Origin of the sequence: Nocardiopsis sp. LDBS1602 (assembly GCF_035818715.1) — a bacterium.
GTDB classification, from domain to species: domain Bacteria; phylum Actinomycetota; class Actinomycetes; order Streptosporangiales; family Streptosporangiaceae; genus Nocardiopsis; species Nocardiopsis alba.
Window position 1 is genome coordinate 104,221 of the sequence record NZ_JAYLVW010000005.1, and the last position, 21,683, is coordinate 125,903.

Annotated in this window: 7 protein-coding genes; all 7 read left to right on the forward strand. The window is 71.8% G+C overall.

What is annotated here, in order from left to right; genetic code table 11:
- Positions 1-82 precede the first annotated feature (82 nt).
- The 7 genes from U9J66_RS17450 to U9J66_RS17480 all read left to right on the forward strand — a co-directional run bounded on the left by U9J66_RS17450 (position 83) and on the right by U9J66_RS17480 (position 21,621).
- Positions 83-508, forward strand: coding sequence for a roadblock/LC7 domain-containing protein (locus tag U9J66_RS17450; RefSeq protein ID WP_014911173.1), 426 nt, complete (start codon positions 83-85; stop codon positions 506-508).
- 48 nt (positions 509-556) lie between these two features.
- Positions 557-916, forward strand: coding sequence for a DUF742 domain-containing protein (locus tag U9J66_RS17455; protein ID WP_077689177.1), 360 nt, complete (start codon positions 557-559; stop codon positions 914-916).
- A 22-nt stretch (positions 917-938) separates the two neighbouring features.
- Positions 939-1,496 carry a GTP-binding protein gene (locus tag U9J66_RS17460; protein ID WP_014909992.1) on the forward strand — a complete coding sequence of 186 codons (558 nt, stop codon included), beginning with the start codon at positions 939-941 and terminating at the stop codon, positions 1,494-1,496.
- 56 nt (positions 1,497-1,552) lie between these two features.
- Complete coding sequence (locus U9J66_RS17465; RefSeq protein ID WP_161111401.1) at positions 1,553-2,809, forward strand: styrene monooxygenase/indole monooxygenase family protein; 1,257 nt, start codon at positions 1,553-1,555, stop codon at positions 2,807-2,809.
- A gap of 397 nt (positions 2,810-3,206) precedes the next feature.
- Positions 3,207-9,563, forward strand: coding sequence for a type I polyketide synthase (locus tag U9J66_RS17470; RefSeq protein ID WP_442789858.1), 6,357 nt, complete (start codon positions 3,207-3,209; stop codon positions 9,561-9,563).
- Positions 9,550-14,322, forward strand: a complete 4,773-nt coding sequence (locus U9J66_RS17475) for a type I polyketide synthase (RefSeq protein WP_326338168.1) — start codon at positions 9,550-9,552, stop codon at positions 14,320-14,322. Before U9J66_RS17470 ends, U9J66_RS17475 begins: the two co-directional genes overlap by 14 nt.
- Before the next feature lie 147 nt (positions 14,323-14,469).
- Entirely contained in the window at positions 14,470-21,621 is a 7,152-nt protein-coding gene (locus U9J66_RS17480; protein WP_326338169.1) for an SDR family NAD(P)-dependent oxidoreductase, read from the forward strand.
- Positions 21,622-21,683 lie beyond the last annotated feature (62 nt).

A 21,683-nucleotide genomic window follows, 5' to 3' on the forward strand; every position in this document is an offset into this window, starting at 1 on the left:
GACCCAAGGCCCACACACGTGTGTGCGGGCCCATGATTCCCCCAGCGAACACACACTCGGCCGAGGCAGGTAGAGCGCAAGCATGACTGAACCCAACAACGACAGCGTCGAGAACTTCTCGTGGCTCATCGACCGCTTCGTCCGCGACGTGCGCGGTGTCGAGCATGCCGTGGTGGTCTCCTCCGACGGCCTGGTCCTCACCCACTCCAGCGACTTCCCCGAGGAGCACGCCGAGCAGCTCGCGGCGATCGCCAGCGGTCTGCACAGCCTCGCGGTGGGCGGTGCCGGACTGTTCCAGCGGGGCGAGTGCGAGCAGCTGCTGGTGCGTTTCAACCACGGCCATCTCTTCATCATGGCCATCAGTGACGGTTCCTGCATGGCGGTGCTGACCGCACCCGGTACGGAGCTGAAGATCGTCGGTTTCCAGATGGCCAAGCTCGTGGACAACGTCGCCCATGTGCTCACGCCGCAGCTGCGCTCGCAGCTGCGTGAGGTCATCCAGAACTGACGACGGTGTTTTCCGTAACGGTTCGGCAGGAATGAGGTTGCCTCGGCTATGAGTTTCCGAAGGCGAAGGAGTAATCGTGTTCGCCCGTTCACCTTCACGGGTGGGCGTACACGGTCGCGGCATCCGCTGATGGTGCAGACCCTGGTCTCGACGTCCGAGCCCGGGCAGGACCCTCCTGGCACCCTCATGCCGGAGTCGATCAATATCTACAAACTGTGCCGGGAGACCCGGTCTCTCGCCGAGGTCTCGGCCGAGCTGAACATCCCGCTGGGTGTCACCCAGGTTCTGGTCAGTGACCTGGCCGAGCAGGACCTGGTGTACATCCACCCGACCATCACCGGCAGCAGTCCGTCCGAAAACCAGGTTCTGGAGAGGGCTCTTCGTGGTCTCGAACGACTTTTCCAGTGACAACAGGTCGAATCGCAAGAAGATGTCGAGCAAGATCGTCATCGCCGGTGGCTTCGGTGCCGGCAAGACGACCTTGGTCCGCTCGGTGTCGGAGATTCCGCCGGTCACGACTGAAGCGATAATGACCGAGGCCAGCGTCGGACACGACGACACCTCGGTCACCCCCGACAAGACGACGACCACCGTCGCGATGGACTTCGGTCGCATCACCATCGACGACGAGTTGGTCATGTACATGTTCGGTACGCCGGGCCAGGCACGGTTCTGGTTCATGTGGGACGACCTCGTGCGCGGCGCGGTGGGCGCCGTCGTCGTGGTCGACTGCCGCAGGCTCGCGGACTCCTTCGACGCCGTCGACTACTTCGAGACGCAGAAGCGGATCCCCTACATCGTCGCGCTCAACAAGTTCGAGGGTCGTCTCGACTACACCTCTGAGCAGGTCCGTGAGGCCCTGGAGGTCAGTCCGGACGTGCCCATCATCGACTTCGACGCTCGGCACCGGATGTCCGGGGGCGACGTGCTCAAGACGCTGCTGAGGTACGCGCTGGAGCACAACCGGGCGAGCGAGCCCGTCGCCTGACGGGTGGGGGTCCGTCCTCCCACCGCCCCGTAGATTCCCAGGAAAGTTAGCGACATATGCGCAAGATCCTTATCGTCGGTGCCGGCCATGCCGGCCTGCACCTGGCCCACGGTCTCCTGACCCATGGCTACGACGTCACGGTGATCACGGGGCAGTCCTCACCGGAGATCAGGACCGGGAAGCCCTCCATCTCCCAGTTCACCCTGCCCACCGCCCTGGACTATGAGCGGAAGTTCGACCTCGACTTCTGGAGCGCCCTATCGCCCCAGATCCGCGAGCAGAAGCTGTTCATGTACGTCCAGGGGCAGGCCGTCGCCTCCCTACAGGGCCGCTCGCATCCGGGCAACGGCTACAGCGTCTCGGTGGACCGTCGGGTGAAGATGGCCGACTGGCTGGAGTTCTTCGAGGACCGGGGCGGCAGGGTGGTGATCCACGGGGTCACGGTGACCGACCTCGACTACTTCTCCCGGATGTTCGACCTGATCATCGTCGCTGTCGGCCACGGGGAGCTCGGCCAGCTCTTCGACGATGACGACAGTCGGTTCAGCGGTACCAGGCCGCGCGCCCTCGCGCAGGCCTACATGTACGACGTCTGGCCCGACCCGGGGGAGAACGAGAACCTCGGCTGGTCCGCCGTGACCCAGGAGGCGGGGAACATCATCTTCATCCCCATCCTGAGTCAGGAGGGGCCCTGCCACAGTCTGCTCATGGTCGACCAGAAGGGCGGCCCGATGGACGCCTGGCCGGACCGGCCGGGCCCGGAGGAGCAGCTGCGTCGGATGAAGGACCTGACGCGCAAGTACGCCCCGGACTTCTTCGAGAGGATCCGGGACGCGGTGCTCATCGATGGGCGCAGCACCCTGGTGGAGGATCTGACCCCGCAGGTGCGCAACCCGGTGGGCAAGCTGCCCTCGGGCGGCCGTGTCCTGGGTATGGCGGACGTGGTCGTGACGATGGACCCCTTCGTGGGGCAGACCTGGAACAACTCCACGCGCTGTGCCCAGGCCTACCTGGACAGCATCATCGAACACGGAGAGCGGCCGTTCGATGAGGAATTCCTGGTCGGAGCCTTCGACCGATTCTGGAAATTCGGACAGGACAATCAGATGTGGGCGGAGTTCGCCTCCACGATGTGGGAGCAGGACCTTCCCGAGCACATCTCCAGCGTCATGAACGCGGCCGCGCAGTACCAGGAGATCGCCGACCGGTGGATCCAGGCCTGGGACCAGCCCTCCGACTACCAGACGTGGCTCTTCGACAAGGAGGCCTCCCAGCGTTATCTGGAGGAGGTCAAGGCCCGTAACGGAGGATGACCCCTCGTCGTGGACCTCGGGTCCGCGGCCCGGCCCGGTGCCCGTTCGGGCGCCGGGCCTTTTCGCGTGTGCCGGGTATCACGGTGCCGGAGAGGTGGGCGGTGGGCCGAAGGCCGAAACGCCCGACCGAAAAAGTGCTCTCCATTGTCAGTCGTTGTGAGCAAGCGTTACGCTCATCGGGGTTGATGTCCATTTGTTCCTTAATGGCCTTTCGTGGGGTGGTTGCCGTTCTCCCCCGCACGTGGTCCCCTCCTTCGGGGCGAACGTGGGGCGGTGGCCGAATCCATGGCCCAAAGACCCTGGTCTGTGCAGATGCACGGGCATAAGCATGTTCTGTCCGCCGGATGGGACACCGCGGCGGGGACGACGGGACGGCCGAGAGTGAAAGGCAGCGATCGTGAGTGGCGCAGCGGACGGGGCCGTATCCCCTGATACCTGGCAACCCGTCGCCGTGGTCGGCCTGGCCTGTAGGCTCCCCGGAGCGCCGGAGCCGGAGGCCTTCTGGCGATTGCTCTCGGAGGGACGCGAGGCCATCTCCGCTCCTCCCGAGAGACTGGGGACGCTCTCGCCCGAACGCGGACACGACTGGGGCGGATACCTCGACGACGTGGCCGGTTTCGACGCACCCTTCTTCGGGCTCTCCCCGCGCGAGGCGGTGGCGACCGACCCCCAACAACGCCTCATGCTCGAACTGGGCTGGGAGGCGGTGGAGAACGCCCGGGTCGCGCCGGGCACCCTGCGCGGCAGCAGGGTGGGCGTGTTCGTCGGTGCGATCGGCTCCGATCACCATCTGCTCCAGGACCGGGGCGGTGCCGACGCGATCACCCGGCACACCCTCACCGGAACCCACCGGAGTCTGATCGCCAACCGTCTCTCCCACACCATGGGACTGCGCGGCCCCAGCCTGACCATCGACGCCGGACAGGCCTCATCCCTGGTCGGCGTGCACATGGCCGTGGAAAGCCTGCGTCGGGGGGAATCGGAGTTGGCGCTGGCCGGCGGGGTCAGCCTCATCCTCGTCCCGGAGAGCACCGAGGCGGTGGCCCGTTTCGGTGGTCTGTCCCCCGACGCGCGCTGCCACACCTTCGACTCCCGGGCCAACGGCTACGTACGAGGCGAGGGCGGGGCCGTCGTCCTGCTCAAACCGCTCTCCCGGGCCTTGGCCGACGGGGACCGCGTGCACGCGGTCGTCCACGGAGGCGCGGTCAATCACTCGGGCGCGGGCGAATACCTCACACGACCCACCGCGGCCGGCCAGGAGGCCGTCATCCGGGCCGCCTACGAGAACGCCGGCCAACGTCCCGACCGGGTCGGCTACGTGGAGCTGCACGGCACCGGTACCCCGGCCGGGGACCCCGTGGAGGCCAGGGCCCTGGGATCGGTCTTCTCCAAGGAACGTCCCGACCCCCTGCGTGTGGGGTCGGCCAAGACCAACGTCGGACACCTGGAGGGCGCGGCCGGCATCGTCGGTCTGGTCAAGACGGTACTGAGCCTGGACCATCAGACGTTGCCGCCCTCCCTCAACTTCGTCGAGCCCAACCCCGACATCGACCTGGAGGCCCTGCGGCTCTCGGTCCAGACCCGGCGCGAGCCCTGGCCGGGCCACGCGCCCTTGGCGGGGGTGTCGGCCTTCGCCATGGGCGGGACCAACTGTCACATGGTGTTGGGCCCGGCACCGCTCCCCGAACAGGGCACGGTGGACAACGGGGGATCGGGCGCGCGAGCCCTCGATCCGGTCCCGTGGGTACTGTCGGCCCGTTCGGAGACGGCCCTGCGCGAACAGGCCTCCGCCCTGCACGCGCACGTCTCCTCCCGGAAGGGGACCCGGGCCCAGGACGTGGGGCTGTCCCTGGCCATCACACGGGACGTCTTCGAACATCGGGCCGTGGTGTTCGCCTCTGGGGAGGGGAGCACACGGGAACTGGAGTCGGTCCTGCCCGAGGGGCAGACCCCCATGGACGCCGACACGCCGGGGCCGGTGCTGGTCTTCCCCGGCCAGGGCGGCCAGTGGGCCGAGATGGGACGTGATCTGCTGGCCGGCGACGGTGTGCTCGCCCGAGCCTTCGCGCAGCGGATCCGCGCGTGCGAACGCGCTCTGGAACCCCACGTGGACTGGTCGTTGACGGCGGTGCTGCGCGGTGACCCTCAGGCCCCGGCCCTCATGGGGGAGGGGGCCCGGGTGGACGTCGTGCAACCGACCCTGTGGGCGGTCATGGTGTCCCTGGCCCGGGTATGGGAGACGCTGGGCGTCCGTCCGGCCGCGGTGGTCGGCCATTCCCAGGGAGAACTCGCGGCCGCCTGTGTCGCCGGAGCCCTGACCCTGGAGGAGGCGGCGCGTGTCATGGCCCTGCGGGGGCGGGCCCTGACCGGGCTGGGCGGCAGCGGCGCGATGGCCTCCCTGGGGATGTCCGCGATCGAGGCCGAGACCCTCACGGAGAGCCTCCCCGACCTGTACCTGGCCGCCATCAACGGACCGAACGCCGTCGTGGTCTCCGGCGACCCCGACTCGGTGCGCGAGGCGGTGCGCCGCTGCGTGGACCAGGGGTTGCACGGGTCGATGGTGGACGTCGACTACGCGTCCCACTCGGCCCAGGTGGAGCGCATCCGCGCACGCCTGTTCTCCTACCTGGGGCGGGTGCGATGGCGGCGCCCCAAGGTGCCCTTCTACTCGACCCTCACCGGTCGTGAACTGGGCGAGGACTCCCCGGATCTGGACGCCTCCTACTGGTACTCGGGGCTACGCGAACCGGTGCTGTTCGCCCCGGCGGTGGCCGCGCTGGCCGGAGCCGGATACCGGACCTTCCTGGAGGTGGGACCGCATCCGGTGCTCTCCTACGGGATCCGACGGACGCTGGCCGAACAGGGGATCCGGGGACGGGTCCTGGAGACGTTGCGTCGCGGCGAGGGCGATCAGGCCCGTCTGCTGACGGCGGCCGCCCACGCCTTCACCGCGGGGGTGGACGTGGACTGGGCCGGCCTCTTCGAGGGGACCGGGGCCCGCCGTACCGATCTGCCCACCTACCGGTTCCAGCGTGAGCGCCACTGGCCGCGCACACCGGCGCGGCGCCCGGAGGGGGCCTCCGGCCGCTCCGACGACCTCCTGCCCGATCAGGGGGTGGAACTGGTCGACGGCCGCACCGTGTTCTCCGGGCGGATCGACGAGGCCCATCAGCCGTGGGTCCGCGATCACGGGATGCTCGGTCGCACGGTCCTCTCGGGAACGGCGGTGCTGGAGCTGGCCCTGCACGCGGGAGACGTGGTGGGCACCGGCGCCGTGGAAGGGCTGGACCTGACCGAACCGGTGCTGCTCTCCTCCGGAGACCGCACCACCCACGTGCAGGTGACCGTGGGCGCGGCGGCGGAGAACGGAACGCGCCAGGTCGAGGTGCACTCGCGAGGGACCGCGGACGGGGAGTGGGTCCACCACGCCCTCGGCACCCTGGCCCCGGACCGGGCCCGGAGGGAGATCGCCGAGCCCGCGGCCTGGCCGCCTCCGGAAGCGGTGACGGTCGACCTCGACCCGGACGAGGCCTATGGGCGGCTGGCCCGACGCGGTCACACGCACGGGCCCCTGAACCGGGGACTGCGCGAGGTCTGGCGTCTAGGCGACACCCTGCTGGCCCGGGTGGTCCTGCCCTCCGGGCACGGCCTGCCGTCCTCCGTCACCCGCTCCCTGCTGCTCGACACCTCCCTGCACGCGGTACTCCTCTTCGGACCGCGCACCGAGGGGCCGCCCCTGGTCCCCGTGGAATGGCGCGGGGTCCGGGTCCTCTCGGCCTCGGTCCCGACCGAGGCGCGGGTGGCCCTGGAACCGGTGGGCCCCGATCGCTATCGGGTCACCGTCACGGACCGCTCGGGCACCCCGCTGCTGGAGGCCGAACAGGTACGGCTGCGGTCGCTGGAGAGCGAGACCCTGCCCCCTCCCCAGGGGGAGGAGCCCGGCCTGTACCGCCTGTTCTGGGAACCGCTCTCCCTGCCCGAGAGCGACGGTCGGATGCCGGTGGGACTGGTCTCCCCGGCCGACCTGGCCGGAGGCGGACCGGTGCCCGACACGGTCTACGCCGAGCTGCCCGCCCGCGAGGTCTACGCCGAGCACGAGCCGGTGCCCGACGCGGTGAGCGAGGGGGTCGAGGCGGCGTTGGCGACGGTGCGGGAGTGGCTGACCGACCCGCGCACCGTGGACTCCCGCCTGGTCCTGATCACCTGGCGTGCCGTGGTGACCTCGGGGGAGGACCGCCTGGGCGGGCCGGCCGCAGCCCCCGTCTGGGGCGTGATCCGCTCCATCCAGCGCGAACATCCCGGCCGCGTGGTCCTGGTGGACTCCGACGGTTCGGAGGACTCCCACCGCGTCCTGGTCGACGCGGTGAGCACGGGACGTCCGCAGTTGGCGCTGCGTTCGGGGGCCGCCCTCGCGCCCCGTCTGGCCCCGGCGTGCGAACCGGATCGTCCGGTCCCGCCCTCCGCCGCCTGGCGCCTGGGGCCCGACCCCTCCGGCTCCGCGCGAGGACCGATCCTGACGGCCGCCCCCGAGGCGACCGCCCGACTCGACGCGGGTCAGGTGCGGATCTCCGTCCGCGCGGCCGGGGTCGGCCAGCGTGACGTCGCGGTCGGGCTGGGGCTGCTCGACGAACGGATGGGGCTGGAAGGGGCCGGCGTGGTCGTGGAGACCGCCGCCGACGTCACCGACCTGGCCCCCGGAGACCGTGTCATGGGGGTGTTCCGCGGAGCGCTGGGACCGCTGGCGATCGCCGATCGGCGCGCCCTGGTGCGGGTCCCCGAAGGATGGGACCTGGAACAGGCCGCCTCGGTACCGCTGTCCTTCCTGATCGCCTACCACGCCCTGGTGGACGTGGCCGGGGTCCGACCGGGCGAGAGCGTCCTGGTGCACTCGGCCGCCGGCGGGGTGGGTCTGGCCGCGGTCCAACTGGCCCGCTACATGGGTGCCCGGGTCTTCGGCACGGCCGCCCCGCACAAGTGGGCGCTGCCGGAGGAGTACGGAGTCCCGCCGGAGAACCTGGCCTCCTCACGCGACCTGGACTTCGAGGACCGGTTGCGCGCCGCCAACGGCGACCGCGGGCTCGACGTGGTCCTCAACTCCCTGACGGGTCGGTTCGTCGACGCCTCGCTGCGACTGTTGCGATCGCCCGCGGACGGGGCCGGAGTGGGCGGTCGTCTGGTCGAACTGGGTGTCACCGATGTGCGCTCGGAGGCCGAGGTGGCCGCGGCCCACCCGGGGCGGGGCTACCATCCGCTCGACCTGGCCGAGGTCTGCCCCGACCGGGTGGCCACGGTGCTCACCCGGGTCACGGAGCTGTTCGAGGCCGGAACCCTGCGCCCTCTGCCGGTCACCGTCTACGACGTGCACGACGCCCGTGAGGCCCTGGAGGCCCTGCGGCGTGGAGACCACGTGGGCCGCACCGTGCTGACCTTCCCCGAACCGTTTCCGGCAGGGGCGACCGTCCTGGTCACCGGGGGGACGGGGGAGATCGGACACCGGACGGCCCGTCACCTGGTCGCCGGATACGGTGTGCGCCATCTGACCCTCGTCGGGCCGGGCGGCGCCGCCGCGCCCGGTCAGGACGGCCGCACCGGCGAACTCCGCTCTCTGGGGGCCGAGGTCGAGGTCAAGGCCTGCGACGTGGCCGACCGGGAGGCCCTGTCCCGGCTCTTGGACGGATTGGAGCGTCCGTTGGGGGCCGTCGTCCACACGGAGGACGCCGTACTCGACGAGTCCGAACCGATCGACGGTGTGGCGGCGCTGAGGAACCGGGTGAACGCCCTCTGGAACCTGCACGAGCTCACCCTCGACCGGGAGCTCGGCTCCTTCGTCCTGTTCTCCTCTGCCGGAGGGGTGCTGGGCGCACCCGGGAGGCACCACTCGGCCGCCGCCGACGCCTTCTCCGACTCGCTCGCCCACCATCGGCGTGAGCGCGGTCTTCCGGCGACCTCTCTGGCCTGGGGCCGGTGGGGCGGGCTCGGACCGTCCTCGGAGAACCCCTGGGACGGGGGCGTGCTCGCCCCGATGCCGCCGGACCGGGCGCTCGCCAAGCTGGACGCGGCGCTGTACCTGGAATCCGATGTGTACGTTCCGGCCCTGGTGAACAAGGACGACGCCCCCGAACATCCGTTCCTGCCCGGGGTCGGTACGACCTCCGGCCGCGGCGGACCTCCGCGCGGCGGTGCCCGCCGGACGCGCAAGGGCCGATCCGGGCCGCCTGCCGAGCCGACACGTCCCGTCGTGGCCCCGCCTCCGCCCACCCCCTCGACGGAGCCGAAGGCGTCGCCCGAACGGCTGGCCTCCCTGTCCGAGGGAGAGCGCGAACGCGTGCTCCTGGGCAGGGTGCGGGCGCACACCGCGGAGGTCCTCGGTCACGCCGGGGTCGCCGCGGTCCCGGCCGACCGGTCCTTCCGCGATCTGGGGCTGGATTCGATGGGCGCGGTCGAACTGCGCAACCGCCTCTCGGGGGAGGTCGGTGCCCGACTGACCGCGACCGCCGTGTTCGATCACCCCAACCCTCGGGCCCTGGCCCGACTGCTCGCCGGTCTGGTCGCCCTCGGGGACACGCAGCGCGCCGAGGGAACATCGGCCCCCACGAAGGGGACCGCCACCGGGCCCACGCGGAATCCGAGCGCGGACGTCGATCACGATGTCGACGACATCGATGACATGGACGTGGACGATCTGCTGGATCTCGCCCTGGGGGCGGACCATCTTCCCGACGGTGAACAGGAGACCGCCGATGGCCACCGATAGCGACCAGAGCGCCAAGCTCGTCACAGCGCTGAGGTCGGCGTTGAAGGAGAACGCGCGCCTACGCGACCGCAACCGTGAGTTGGACACCCGGTCCGACCCGATCGCGATCGTCGGCATGGGGTGCCGGACCCCCGGGGGCGTCGACTCTCCCGAGGCGTTGTGGCGGCTCGTGTCCGAGGGACGCGAGGCGCTCTCCCCCCTGCCTCGTGACCGGGGCTGGGACCTGGACTCCCTTTCGGGGCACGATGGATCCACGCCGTCGTCCGCCACCGACCGGGGCGGTTTCCTCGACGGGGCCGCGGACTTCGACGCCGCCTTCTTCGGGATCTCCCCCAAGGAGGCGGCCGCCATGGAACCCCAGCAGCGACAGCTGCTGGAGGTGTCGTGGGAGGCTCTGGAGCGCTCCGGGATCGACCCCTCGTCCCTGGCCGGGACCGCGACCGGCGTCTACATGGGCGTCACCGCGGCCGAGTACGGCCCGCGCATGTCGGAGGGGCCCGAGGACGGTCACCTGCTCACGGGGACCACGCCCAGCGTCGCCTCGGGGCGGATCGCCTACCTGTTGGGGTTGGAGGGACCGGCCCTGAGCGTCGACACGGCCTGTTCCTCCTCACTGGTCGCGGTCCATCTGGCGATGCGCGCCCTGCGCGAGGGCGAGTGCACGCTGGCCCTGGCCGGAGGAGCCACCGTCATGGGCACCGCCGGGCTGCTCGCCGAGTTCACCCGTAAGCGGGGACTGTCCGCGGACGGTCGCTGCAAGGCCTTCGGGGAAGGGGCCGACGGCACCGGTTTCTCCGAAGGCGCCGGTGTGGTGGTACTGGAACGGCTCTCCGACGCCCGCCGCAACGGGCATCGCGTACTGGCCCTGCTGCGCGGCAGCGCCATCAATCAGGACGGGGCCTCCAACGGGCTGACCGCGCCCAGCGGGCCGGCCCAGGTACGGGTGGTCCGGTCGGCCCTGGAGGACGCGGGGCTCGGCCCGACGGACGTGGACGCAGTGGAGGCGCACGGCACCGGTACCACCCTGGGCGACCCCATCGAGGCCCAGGCGCTCATCGAATCCTACGGCGTCGACCGCGAACGTCCCCTGCTCCTCGGTTCTCTCAAGTCCAACATCGGTCACACCCAGGCCGCCGCGGGGATCAACGGGCTCATCAAGGCCGTGTGCGCGTTGCGGGCCGGCGTCATGCCGCCCACCCTGCACGCCGACACCCCTACACCGCATGTGGACTGGGGCCGGGGCACGGTCCGCGTGGCCTCTACCTCCCACCCGCTGACCGGGGACGACCGTCCCGCCCGCATGGGGGTCTCCTCCTTCGGGATCAGCGGCACCAACGCCCACGCGATCGTCGAGGCGGTCGTCGAGGACGACCCCGCGGACGAGCGCACGGGCGGGAGCGCGCTCCTGCCCTTCGCGCTCTCTGCCCGCACCGAAGCGGCCCTGCGGGAACAGGCCCTGCGTCTGCGTTCGTACCTGGCCGACGGCGGAGAGCACGCGGCGACGGTCTCCCTCGCGCGCACCCTGGCCGTGGGGCGTTCGCGTATGGAGCACCGGGCGATCGTCCTGGCCGACGGCCGGGACACCCTGTCCGACGCACTCGACGCCTTCGCCTCCGGGACCCCCGACACCCGGGTGGTGTCCGGTCGGTCGGCCCAGGGCGGGGTGACGGCGTTCGTCTACTCCGGCCAAGGGGCCCAACGCGTCGGTATGGGGCGTGAGCTGCACCGGAGGTATCCGGTCTTCGCCACGGCCCTGGACGAGGTCGTCGACGCCTTCGACCGCCACCTGGAGAGGCCGCTGCGTTCGGTCATGTGGGCCGAACCCGGCACTCCGGAGGCGGACCTGCTCGACGAGACCCTCTACACCCAGGCGGGCGTGTTCGCCTTCGAGGTCGCGCTCACCCGCCTGTTGGAGTCGGCGGGCCTGACACCCGACTACGTGATCGGACACTCCATCGGCGAACTGGCGGCCGCGTACGTGGCCGGAGCGTTCTCCCTGGAGGACGCCGTCACCCTGGTCGCCGCGCGCGGCCGCATCATGCAGGCCCTGCCCGAAGGCGGGGTCATGGTCGCGGTCCAAGCGGGGGAGGAGGAGGTCCGCCGAGCCCTGGAGGACGTCGAGGGGGTCGTCTCCCTCGCGGCCGTCAACTCTCCCGAAGGCGTGGTGCTGTCCGGAGAGGAGGACGCCGTGCTCACCGTGGCCGGGGCGTTCTCCGACCGAGGACGCCGCACCCGCCGTCTGCCCGTGCGCCGCGCCTTCCACTCGGCACTCATGGACCCCGTCCTCGCCCCCTTCGCGCGGGCCGCCGACCAGGTCTCCTACCAGCGGCCTCGGATCCCGCTGGTGTCGAACCTGTCCGGTGGCCGGGCCGGGGACGAGATCCTCGAAGGCGACTACTGGGCGCGCCACGTGCGCGAGGCGGTCCGCTTCGGCGACGGCGTCGCGTATCTGAGCGAGGCCGGGGTCACCGAGTTCGTCGAGGTGGGTCCGGACGGTTCCCTCGGTTCCATGGTGATGTCCTGCCCGGTCGCCGAGGGGGCGGAGGTCACCTCCCTGTTCGGACGGAGCCGCTCCGAGGAGGTCCTTTTCGTCGAGGGGCTCGCGGCCCTGTACACCCGCGGCGTCGAGGTGGGCTGGGGGGCGCTGTTGCCCGAGGGGCGGCTCCTCGGTGACCTGCCCACCTACCCCTTCCAGCGCCGTCGTTACTGGATGAACCCGCCGAACGAGGGACGCGTCGTCGTCGAGACCGGCGCCGCCACGTCCTCTCCGGTCGGGGAGGAACCCGGGGAACGCCACCTCGACGCGTCGACCTACCAAGAGGAATGGGTCCGCGCCACAGGCGAGGGTCGTGCGGCCTCCACCGGAGCCTGGCTGCTGTTCGCCTCGGAGGAGGGGGACCCGGCCCTCAAGGAGTGCGTCCTCGACCTCGAAGGACACGGACACCGGGTCCGGGTCCTCCCGGTCCCGGACGGGGCGGACCGGGCCGGGACGGCGGAGTCCGTCGCCCGGGTCGAGGCGGAGATCGGCCCACTGACCGGGGTCGCCCTGGTCGCCACGTCGACGGGGCCCGACGACGGACCCTCGACCCCGTCCCTCTCCCGGGACCATCGGACCGCGGTCGCCCTCCTCCAAGGGCTCGGCGACCTCGGAACCTCGCTTCCCCTGTGGTGCGTCACCCGGGGCGCGGTCGCGGCCGGCGGCGCTCGGGTGGTCGATCCCGGGGCCGCTCTGATCTGGGGCCTGGGCCGGGTCGCGGCCCAAGAGCACACCGACCGTTGGGGCGGTCTCGTCGACCTGCCCTCCGTGGAGGAGTCGGGCGCGGGAGAGACCCTCGGGGCGGTTCTGCGCGGCGGGGTCGCACCCGAGGAGGACCAGCTCGCGATTCGGGAGAGGAACGTCCTCGTCCGTCGCCTCGTGCACGCCCCGCTCGACCGGACCCCCGCGGTCCGTGACGGCTCCCCCTCGGGAACCGTGCTCGTCACCGGTGGTACCGGGGGACTCGGAGCGCATACGGCGCGCCGACTCGCCGAACGGGGGGCCGAACACCTGCTCCTGCTGAGCCGGAGGGGGAAGGACGCTCCGGGGAGCGAGGAGCTCTTGGCCGAGTTGAGGGCCGCGGGGGCCCGGGTGAGCCTCGTCGCCTGCGACGTGGCCGACCGTTCCGCCCTGGCCGCCGTCCTGGAGGAGATCCCGGAGGAGGCCCCTCTCACCGCGGTCTTCCATACGGCCGCGGCGCTCGACGACGCCTCCCTCGACGACCTCGGCCCCGAACAGATCGGCCGAGCCCTTCGGGCCAAGGCGGACGGTGCCGTGAACCTGCACCTCCTGACCCGGGACCACGACCTGTCGACCTTCGTCCTGTTCTCCTCGGTGGCGGCGGTCTTCGGGGTGACGGGGCAGGGCAACTACGCCCCGGGCAACACCTTCTGTGAGGCGTTCGCCCACTACCGCAGGGGGCTGGGCCTGCCCGCGACCTCCATCGCCTGGGGCACCTGGGCGGGGGCCGGGATGGCGGACGACGAGGTCGTGGCCGAACTCCTGCGCGGACACGGTCTGCCCCCGATGGACCCCCGACGCGCGGTGGGCGCCCTGGACCGGGTGCTCGAACGCGATCTCACGGCGCTCGCCGTCGCCGACATCGACTGGCCGAGGTTCCGTGCGGCCTTCACCGCGGCTCGTCCGAGTCCGCTCATCGAGGGGATCGACCCCCACGAAGGTCGGGGCGGGGACACCGACGGGTCCGCCTCGGGCCCCGGGCGTCTGCGCGACCGGCTCTCGGAGCTCGGCCGCCCGGACCGGGAGCAGGCCCTCATCGCGCTCGTTCGTGACCAGGTGGCCGTGATCCTCGGTCACGGAAGCGGGGAGGAGGTGGAGGTGGACCGGAACCTGAAGGATCTGGGGATGGACTCGGCCGCGGCGGTCATGCTCCGCGGCAGGCTCGCCGGCCTGACCGGCCTGCCCCTGCCAGCCGCGCTCGCCTTCGACCATCCCACCTGTGAGGCCCTGGGCCGTACGGTCGAGGAACGGATGTTCGGGGACTCCGAGCAGGTGGTGATGGAGCGGCTCGACGGTCTGGAGTCGGCCATGGGCGAGTACGACGGTTCGGGGGAAGGGCGGGAGGCCGTGGTCGAACGCCTTCGCGACCTGCTGCGCCGCTGGTCCCCCGAGGAATCACGTCCCACCGCCACCGACCGAGAGGTCGAGTCGGCGTCCCGAGAGGAGCTCTTCGCCCTCATCGACGAGACGCTGAGCGACTGACCCCGACCCCGCGACGGCGAGGACATGGGCCGGGACGCCCCCAGGGCGCTCCCGGTCCCGCTCGCGGGCGCCCGAGACCACCATCCAACGCGAACCCCCGTGCCTGGCCACCAGCGCGCGGGAAGACGAAGCGGTGAGGCAGAAGCAATGACCGACGACGCCCGGCTCCTCGACTACCTCAAACGGGTCACGACCGACCTGCGCCGAACGCGCTCGGAGCTCGACACGCTCAAGGAGCGGGACTCCGAGCCGATCGCGATCGTGGGGACGGGATGCCGCCTGCCCGGCGGCACGGACACCCCCGACGCCCTCTGGGACCTGCTCGACGCCGGAGAGGAGGTGATCGGGGGACTGCCGACCGACCGGGGGTGGAACCTCGACGACATGCTCGGGCGCCCGGGCATGTCCCGGAGGGGCGGTTTCCTCAGGGACGCCGCGGGCTTCGACGCCGGGTTCTTCGGGATCTCCTCCCGAGAGGCGGAGGCGATGGACCCGCAGCAACGGCTGATGCTGGAGGTGACCTGGGAGGCCCTCGAACGCGCCGGTATCGACCCGGACTCCTTGAGCGAGAGCCCCACCGGCGTGTTCACCGGCATCAGCATGGTCGACTACGCCGGAGCCCTGACCTCCGGGACCCACCCCGTCCCCCCGGGAGCCGAGGGGTACCTGATGGCCGGAACGGCCCCCAGCGTGGCCTCGGGCCGGATCGCCTACACCCTGGGGCTCCACGGCCCCGCGTTGACCGTGGACACGGCCTGTTCCTCCTCCCTCGTGGCCATCCACCTGGCGGCTCGTGCCCTACGACGGGGCGAGTGCTCCCTCGCGCTGGCCGGAGGCGCGACGGTCCTGACCGGTCCGAGCCTGTTCACCGAGTCCGCGAAACAGGGCGCGCTCTCCCCGGACGGTCGCTGCAAGGCCTTCGGTGAGGGGGCCGACGGAACCGGCTTCGGTGAGGGGGCCGCCGTCGTCGTGCTGGAACGGCTCTCGGACGCCGTCCGCAACGGTCACCGGGTCCTCGCCGTCGTCCGAGGCGGAGCCGTGAACCAGGACGGGGCCTCCAACGGGCTGACCGCGCCGAACGGCCGGGCCCAGGTACGGGTCCTGCGCGAGGCCCTCGCCGACGCGGCCCTGACCGTCGACGACATCGACGTGATCGAGGCCCACGGCACCGGGACGCGTCTGGGCGACCCGATCGAGGCCGGGGCCCTGCTGGAGGTGTACTCCCGGAGGCGGACCCCGGACCCGCTGTGGCTCGGGTCGGTGAAGTCGAACCTGGGCCACACCCAGGCCGCGGCGGGCGTGGCGTCCGTCATCAAGATGGTGTCGGCCCTGGAGCACGAGAGGCTCCCCCGCACCCTGCACGCCGACGAGCCCTCCCCCTTGGTGGACTGGTCCTCGGGGCCGGTCCGAGTACTGAACGAGCCGGTGTCGTGGCCTCGCGGCGAGCGTCCGCGCCGGGCCGGGATCTCCTCGTTCGGGATCAGCGGCACCAACGCGCACCTGATCGTCGAGGAGGCGCCCACGAACGAGGACGCGGAGCCCGCGCCCCCGCGGCCCCCGCTGATCCGGGGCGGTCGCGTGTGGCCGCTGTCCGCCCGCGGTGACGGGGCCCTGACCGAACAGGCCGACCGACTGCGCACGAGCCTGGAGGGGGCCGACCGTTCGGTCGTCTCCGGCGCCGCGCGGACCCTGGCGACCGCGCGCCCCCACTTCTCCCAGCGGGCCGCGGTGGTCGGCGGTGACGAGGAACGGTTGTTCGAGGGGCTTCGCGCCCTCGCGGCCGGAGAGTCCTCGGAACGGGTGGTCACCGGTCGCGTCCCCCGGAAGGGGCGTGGCCGTCCCGTGTTCGTCTTTCCCGGTCATGGAGGCCAGTGGGAGGGTATGGCGAAGGAGCTGCTCGACGCCTCGCCGCTCTTCGCCGAGTCCATCGAGGAGTGCGAACGCGCCCTGGAGCCGTACGTCGACTGGTCCTTGAAGGCCGTCCTTCGGGGAGAGCCGGGGGCGCCTCCGCTGCTCGGCGAGGGGTCCCGGGTCGAGGTGCTGCAACCCGCGTCGTGGGCGGTCCTGGTGTCCCTGTCACGCCTGTGGCGGGCGGCGGGCGTGGAACCCGCCGCCGTGGTCGGTCACTCGCAGGGCGAGGTGGCCGCCGCCTGCGCGGCCGGCATCCTCTCCCTGGAGGACGGGGCCCGGGTCGCCACGTGCCGTAGCGGTGTCCTGCGCGAACTGGCCGGAGAGGGCGGGGCCGCGGTGGTCTCCCTCGGAGCCGGTCGGACCGCCGAACTGGTGGCGCCCTGGGGCGACCGGATCGGCGTGGCCGGGGCCAACGGTCCGGAATCGACGGTGGTCACCGGGGAAGGGGGCGCGATCGCCGAGTTCGTCGAATGGTGCGAACACCACGGCGAACACGCGCGCGCCTTCGACGTGGACTACACATCGCACTGCTCCCTGGTGGACCGGGTCGAGGACCGTATGCGTTCCGGTCTCGCCGGTATCGCTCCGCGGGCGGGCGACGTGCCCTTCTACTCCACGGTGGCGCCCCGACCCACCCTGGAACCGGGGGACGAGCCGGAGGAGCGGCCTCTGGACGGAGCCTCCCTCGACGCCGATTACTGGTACCGCAACCTGAGGCACGGTGTGCTCCTGGAACCGGTGATCCGCCGTCTGGTGGAACGGACCGACGCGTTCGTCGAGATCGGTCCGCACCCGGTCCTCTCCGTACCGATCAGGCAGACACTGGAGGCGACGGGGAATGCCGACCGGCCGGTCGTGCACACGCTCCGACGGGGAGAGGACTCCGCGGAACGCTTCGCCAAGGCCCTGGCCGAGGCGCACTGCGTCGGTGTCGACATCGACTGGGGTCGAGTCCTCGGGGACGAGGAGAAGGCCCCGACGCCGGCCGAACTTCCCACCTACCCCTTCCAACACGAGCGGTACTGGATCGAGACCCCCAAGGGAACGGCCGACCCCGAGGCCCTGGGGCTCCAGAGCGCGGACCACCCCCTCCTCGGGGCGCGCGTCCCGGTGGCGGGCACGGGGCAGGTCCTGCTGACCGGCTCCCTGGATCCCGCCAGGACCACCTGGCTGGCCGACCACGGCCTGTCGGGCCGTGTCCTGCTCGCCGGCTGCGCGACCGTGGAGATGCTCCTGCACGCCGGTCGACTCTGCGACGGCCCGGAGATCGCCGACCTGACCCTGCACACCCCCTTGGAACTGGACGAGGACGGGACCGCGGTCCAGGTCGTCGTCGACGGGCCCGACGTTCGGGGCCGACGCGGGGTGCGTGTCCTGTCCGCCTCCGCCGACGGCCGGACGTGGACCGTGCACGCCGAAGGCGGACTCGCACCCGCCACCGGCGCCGAACCGATCGCGGCGACGCTCCCCGGACCGGAGGCCCGGCCCCTGCCCGCGCAGGACGCCTACGCCTTCTTCGAGACCCAGGGGATCCACTACGGCGAGTCCTTCCGCGGCCTTCGGAAGGCGTGGGCCGACTCCGAACGGGTGTGGGCCGAGATCGCCCTGGACACGCCGCCCTCGGACGCCCACGCCATGGCGGGCCCCCACCCGGCCTTGCTGGACGCCGGGTTGCAGGCGCTCATGCTGCGTCACCTGTTCGACGGCTCCCGTGCCCGCCGGCTGATGCCCTTCGGGTGGAGCGGGGTCCGTCTGCACGCCACCGCCACCCCCTCCCGCGCGCGGGTCGAGCTCACGGAGACCGGCCCCGACGTCTACCGGGTCCTGGTCACCGACCCCGAGGGCACGCCCCTGCTGTCGGTGGACGAACTGACCGTGCGCGAGGCCCCTGCGGACCGGGACACCGGGAACGGGGCGCTCTTCCGGCAGGTGTGGGAGGGGCCCATGGGCCCGCGGGAGGGCACGACCGTTCCCGAACCGGGCCGATGGGTCCTACTCGGTGGAGAGCCCCTGGACGGGGTGCCCCACCACCGTGACCTCCAGGCTCTGAGGGCCGAGCTGGACGGTGGAGCGGCCGCCCCCGAACTGATCCTCTGGGAGGCGGGGGTGGACGAGGGCGTCGAACCCGCCCGGGTCCTCTCCGAACTGCGCCGTACCCTGGCGACCCTGCGAGGATGGCTGGACGACGAACGTCTCGCCGCGACGAGGTTCCTCGTCCTCACCCGGGGCGCCGTCCATCCGACGGACGACGACGAGGCCCCGCGCGCCAACCCCGTGGGCGGAGCGGTATGGGGTCTGGTGGCCTCCGCCGACACCGAACACCCGGGCCGATTCCTCCTGCTGGACACCGACCGGACCACCACGTCCCTCGTGGCCGAGGCGGTCGGGGCCGGCGAGCCGCGTCTGGCCGCCCGGGGCGGCCTACTGTACGCGCCGCGCCTGGCCGAGACCGAGCCGGAGGGGGAGGGCTTCACCCTGCCGATCCGCGAGCCCTCCTGGCGCCTGCGTACCGAGGGCGGAGGGGTCGTCGACGGCATCGACGCCGTCCCCGACCCGGACCAGTGGCGGGCCCTGGAACCCCGGGAGATCCGCGTGGCGGTACGGGCCGCCGGAGTCAACTTCCGCGACGTCCTGATGTGCGTGGGGATGTATCCCGAGCCGGGCAACATCGGCAACGAGGGATCCGGTGTGGTCCTGGAGGTCGGACCGGACGTCGAGGGCATGGTCCCCGGCGACCGGGTCATGGGGCTGTTCCCGGGGGCGTTCGGGCCGGTCGCGGTCGCCGACCACCGCTATCTGACGAAGGTCCCCGAGGGATGGGACCACGCCGACGCGGCGGCGCTCCCGGTCGTCTACCTGACCGCCTACCTCGCGCTGGTCGAGGAGGCCGACCTGAGGACGGGGGAGACCCTGCTCGTCCACTCGGCGGCCGGCGGCGTCGGTCTGGCGGCCCTGGGCATCGCCCGTCACCTGGGCGTGCGCGTCCTGGCGACCGCCAGCCCGGAGAAGTGGGACCTGCTCAGGGAGGCCGGGCTCGGCGAGGACGAGATCTCCGGCTCCCGCGACCTCGACTTCGAGGAACGGTTCCGCGCGGTGGCCGGCGGCGTGGACGTGGTGCTCAACTCCCTCACCGGTGAGGCGATCGACGCCTCCCTGCGACTGCTGAGGCCCGGAGGGCGCTTCGCCGAACTGGGACGCAACGAGCTGCGCGACCCCGAACGGATCGCGGCCGAACACGACGGAGTCCGGTACCGCGCCTTCAACGTGCTGGAGCTGGGCCCCGACCGGATCCAGCGCGCCTTCGACGCGCTGGTGCCGCTCTGGGAGAGCGGGGCCCTGCCCGCCATCCCGATCACCCGCCATCCGATCGAGAACGCGGTCGAGGCCTTCCGGGTCATGCAGCAGGGACGGAACGTCGGAAAGATCGTCCTGGAGCAGTCCACCCGCTTCCGCCCGGGCGGCACGGTGATGATCACCGGAGGGGTCGGCCGACTCGGCGTGCTGTTCGCACGCCATCTCGTGATCCGTCACGGTGTCCGGGAACTGCTCCTGCTCGGACGCAAGGGGATCGAGACCCCCGGCGCACGTGAACTCGTCGCCGAGCTGGAGGTCCTCGGAGCGCGTGTGCGGATCGAGGCCTGCGACGTCGCCGACGAGGACCGTCTCGCGGAGGTCCTGGCCGGTGTCCCGGAGGAGCACCCGCTCACCGCGGTGGTGCACGGGGCGGCCCGGATCGACGACGCGACGGTCGCCGGTCTGACCGAGGAGACCATGGAGCGGGTGCTCCGTCCCAAGGTCCAAGGCGCGTGGAACCTCCACAGGCTGACCGCCGACCTCGACCTGGACGCCTTCGTCCTGTTCTCCTCCGCCGCCGGTGTGCTCGGCAACGCCGGACAGTCCGCCTACGCCGCGGCCAACTCCTACCTGGACGTCCTGGCGCGGCACCGCCGTGAACAGGGTCTTCCGGCGCAGTCGCTGGCCTGGGGGCGTTGGGGCGATGGAAGCCAGGTGTGGGAGGAGCTGGACGAGGTCACGACCGCGCGCATGTCCCGCGTGTGGGGTATGGAGGCCATCGAGGAGGACGAGGGACGCGCTCTGCTGGACGCGGCCCTGGCCACCGGACACGCCCACGTGATCCCGCTCCCGCTCGACCTGGCCGGGCTCCGGGGACGGGCGGCCACCGGGGGCTCGATCCCCGCGATCCTTCGAGGGCTGGTGACGATGCCCGCCGACGGAGCCGGGGGGACGGTCGGGCACGACACCGCCGAACGGGTGCGCGCCGCCCGCCCCGGCACGGAGCGCAGGGAACTGTTCACCCGTCTGATCGGCGAGCGGGCCGCCGAGATCCTCGGTCATCGAGAGGGTTTCGGAGCAGACCGGGACTTCCTGGAGTCCGGGTTCGATTCGCTCACGGCGGTCGAACTCCGGAATCACCTCCAAGAGCTCAGCGGGACCCACCTGCGCTCCTCCCTGGTGTTCCAGTACCGGTCGCCCCGTTCCCTGGCCGAGTACGTCGACGAGCGGATGAGCGAGGACGTCACCGACGCCCCGTCGTCGGCTCCGGAGGAGACGGAGGGCAACGGCAGCATCGTCGGCCTCTTCCTGGAGGCCTGCGAGTCGGGGCGTCACCAGGACGCGATGAGTCTGGCCGTGACGGCGTCGAGGGCGCGGAAGGTCTTCACCGACCGGGACGCCCCGGTGGTCCGGGCCACCGCCCTGGCGTCGGGGGAACGTGAGCCCGTGCTGATCTGCCACCCGTCGCTGGTGATGACCTCGGGACCCCAGGAGTTCTCCCGGTTCGCCACCACCTGGCACGGCCGACGCGACCTGTACTCCCTGTCCGCTCCCGGCTATCTTCCCGGAGAACCCCTCCCCACCGACCTGGACACCTTCGTCCGGTTGCAGACGGAGGCCACCCTGGAGGCCGCCGGAGGACGCCCGTTCGTCCTGGTCGGCCGCTCCTCGGGGGGATGGGCCGCGCACGCGGTCGCCGAGGAACTGGTCAGGAGGGGGACCCCCGCCACCGGCCTGATCCTGCTCGACACGGCCTACCCCGGGGACGCCGAACTCCTGCCGCTGGTCACCGAGTTCGTCACCGAGCGGGCCAGTGAGTTCGAGCTCATGGACACCACGAGGCTCACCGCCATGGGCGCCTACCTCGACCTCTTCGCCGACTGGCGGCCGAGCATGACCGTGCCCGGCACGGTCCAGCTACGACCCACCAGTCCGGTGGTGACCTCCACCGGGGCGAAGTTGGCGATGGACTGGGTCTGGCCCGGAGAGCACACCCGGGTCGACGTGCCCGGCGACCACTTCACCATGCTGGAGGAGCACGCGGCGGCCTCCGCCGTCGCGGTGGAGGAGGTCCTCGGCGGCGACCGGGGCTGAGCCCGGTCCGGGCCCTGGACGTGCCCCGGACATGACGTCTCTCCCCGCGGGGCCTCTCGGTG

Bases quoted from the DNA above. Each gene is read 5' to 3' on its own strand.
- U9J66_RS17475 (WP_326338168.1), top strand. From the start codon at position 9,550: ATGGCCACCGATAGCGACCAGAGCGCCAAGCTCGTCACAGCGCTGAGG.
- U9J66_RS17455 (WP_077689177.1), top strand. From the start codon at position 557: ATGAGTTTCCGAAGGCGAAGGAGTAATCGTGTTCGCCCGTTCACCTTC.
- U9J66_RS17465 (WP_161111401.1), top strand. From the start codon at position 1,553: ATGCGCAAGATCCTTATCGTCGGTGCCGGCCATGCCGGCCTGCACCTG.
- U9J66_RS17460 (WP_014909992.1), top strand. From the start codon at position 939: ATGTCGAGCAAGATCGTCATCGCCGGTGGCTTCGGTGCCGGCAAGACG.
- U9J66_RS17480 (WP_326338169.1), top strand. From the start codon at position 14,470: ATGACCGACGACGCCCGGCTCCTCGACTACCTCAAACGGGTCACGACC.
- U9J66_RS17450 (WP_014911173.1), top strand. From the start codon at position 83: ATGACTGAACCCAACAACGACAGCGTCGAGAACTTCTCGTGGCTCATC.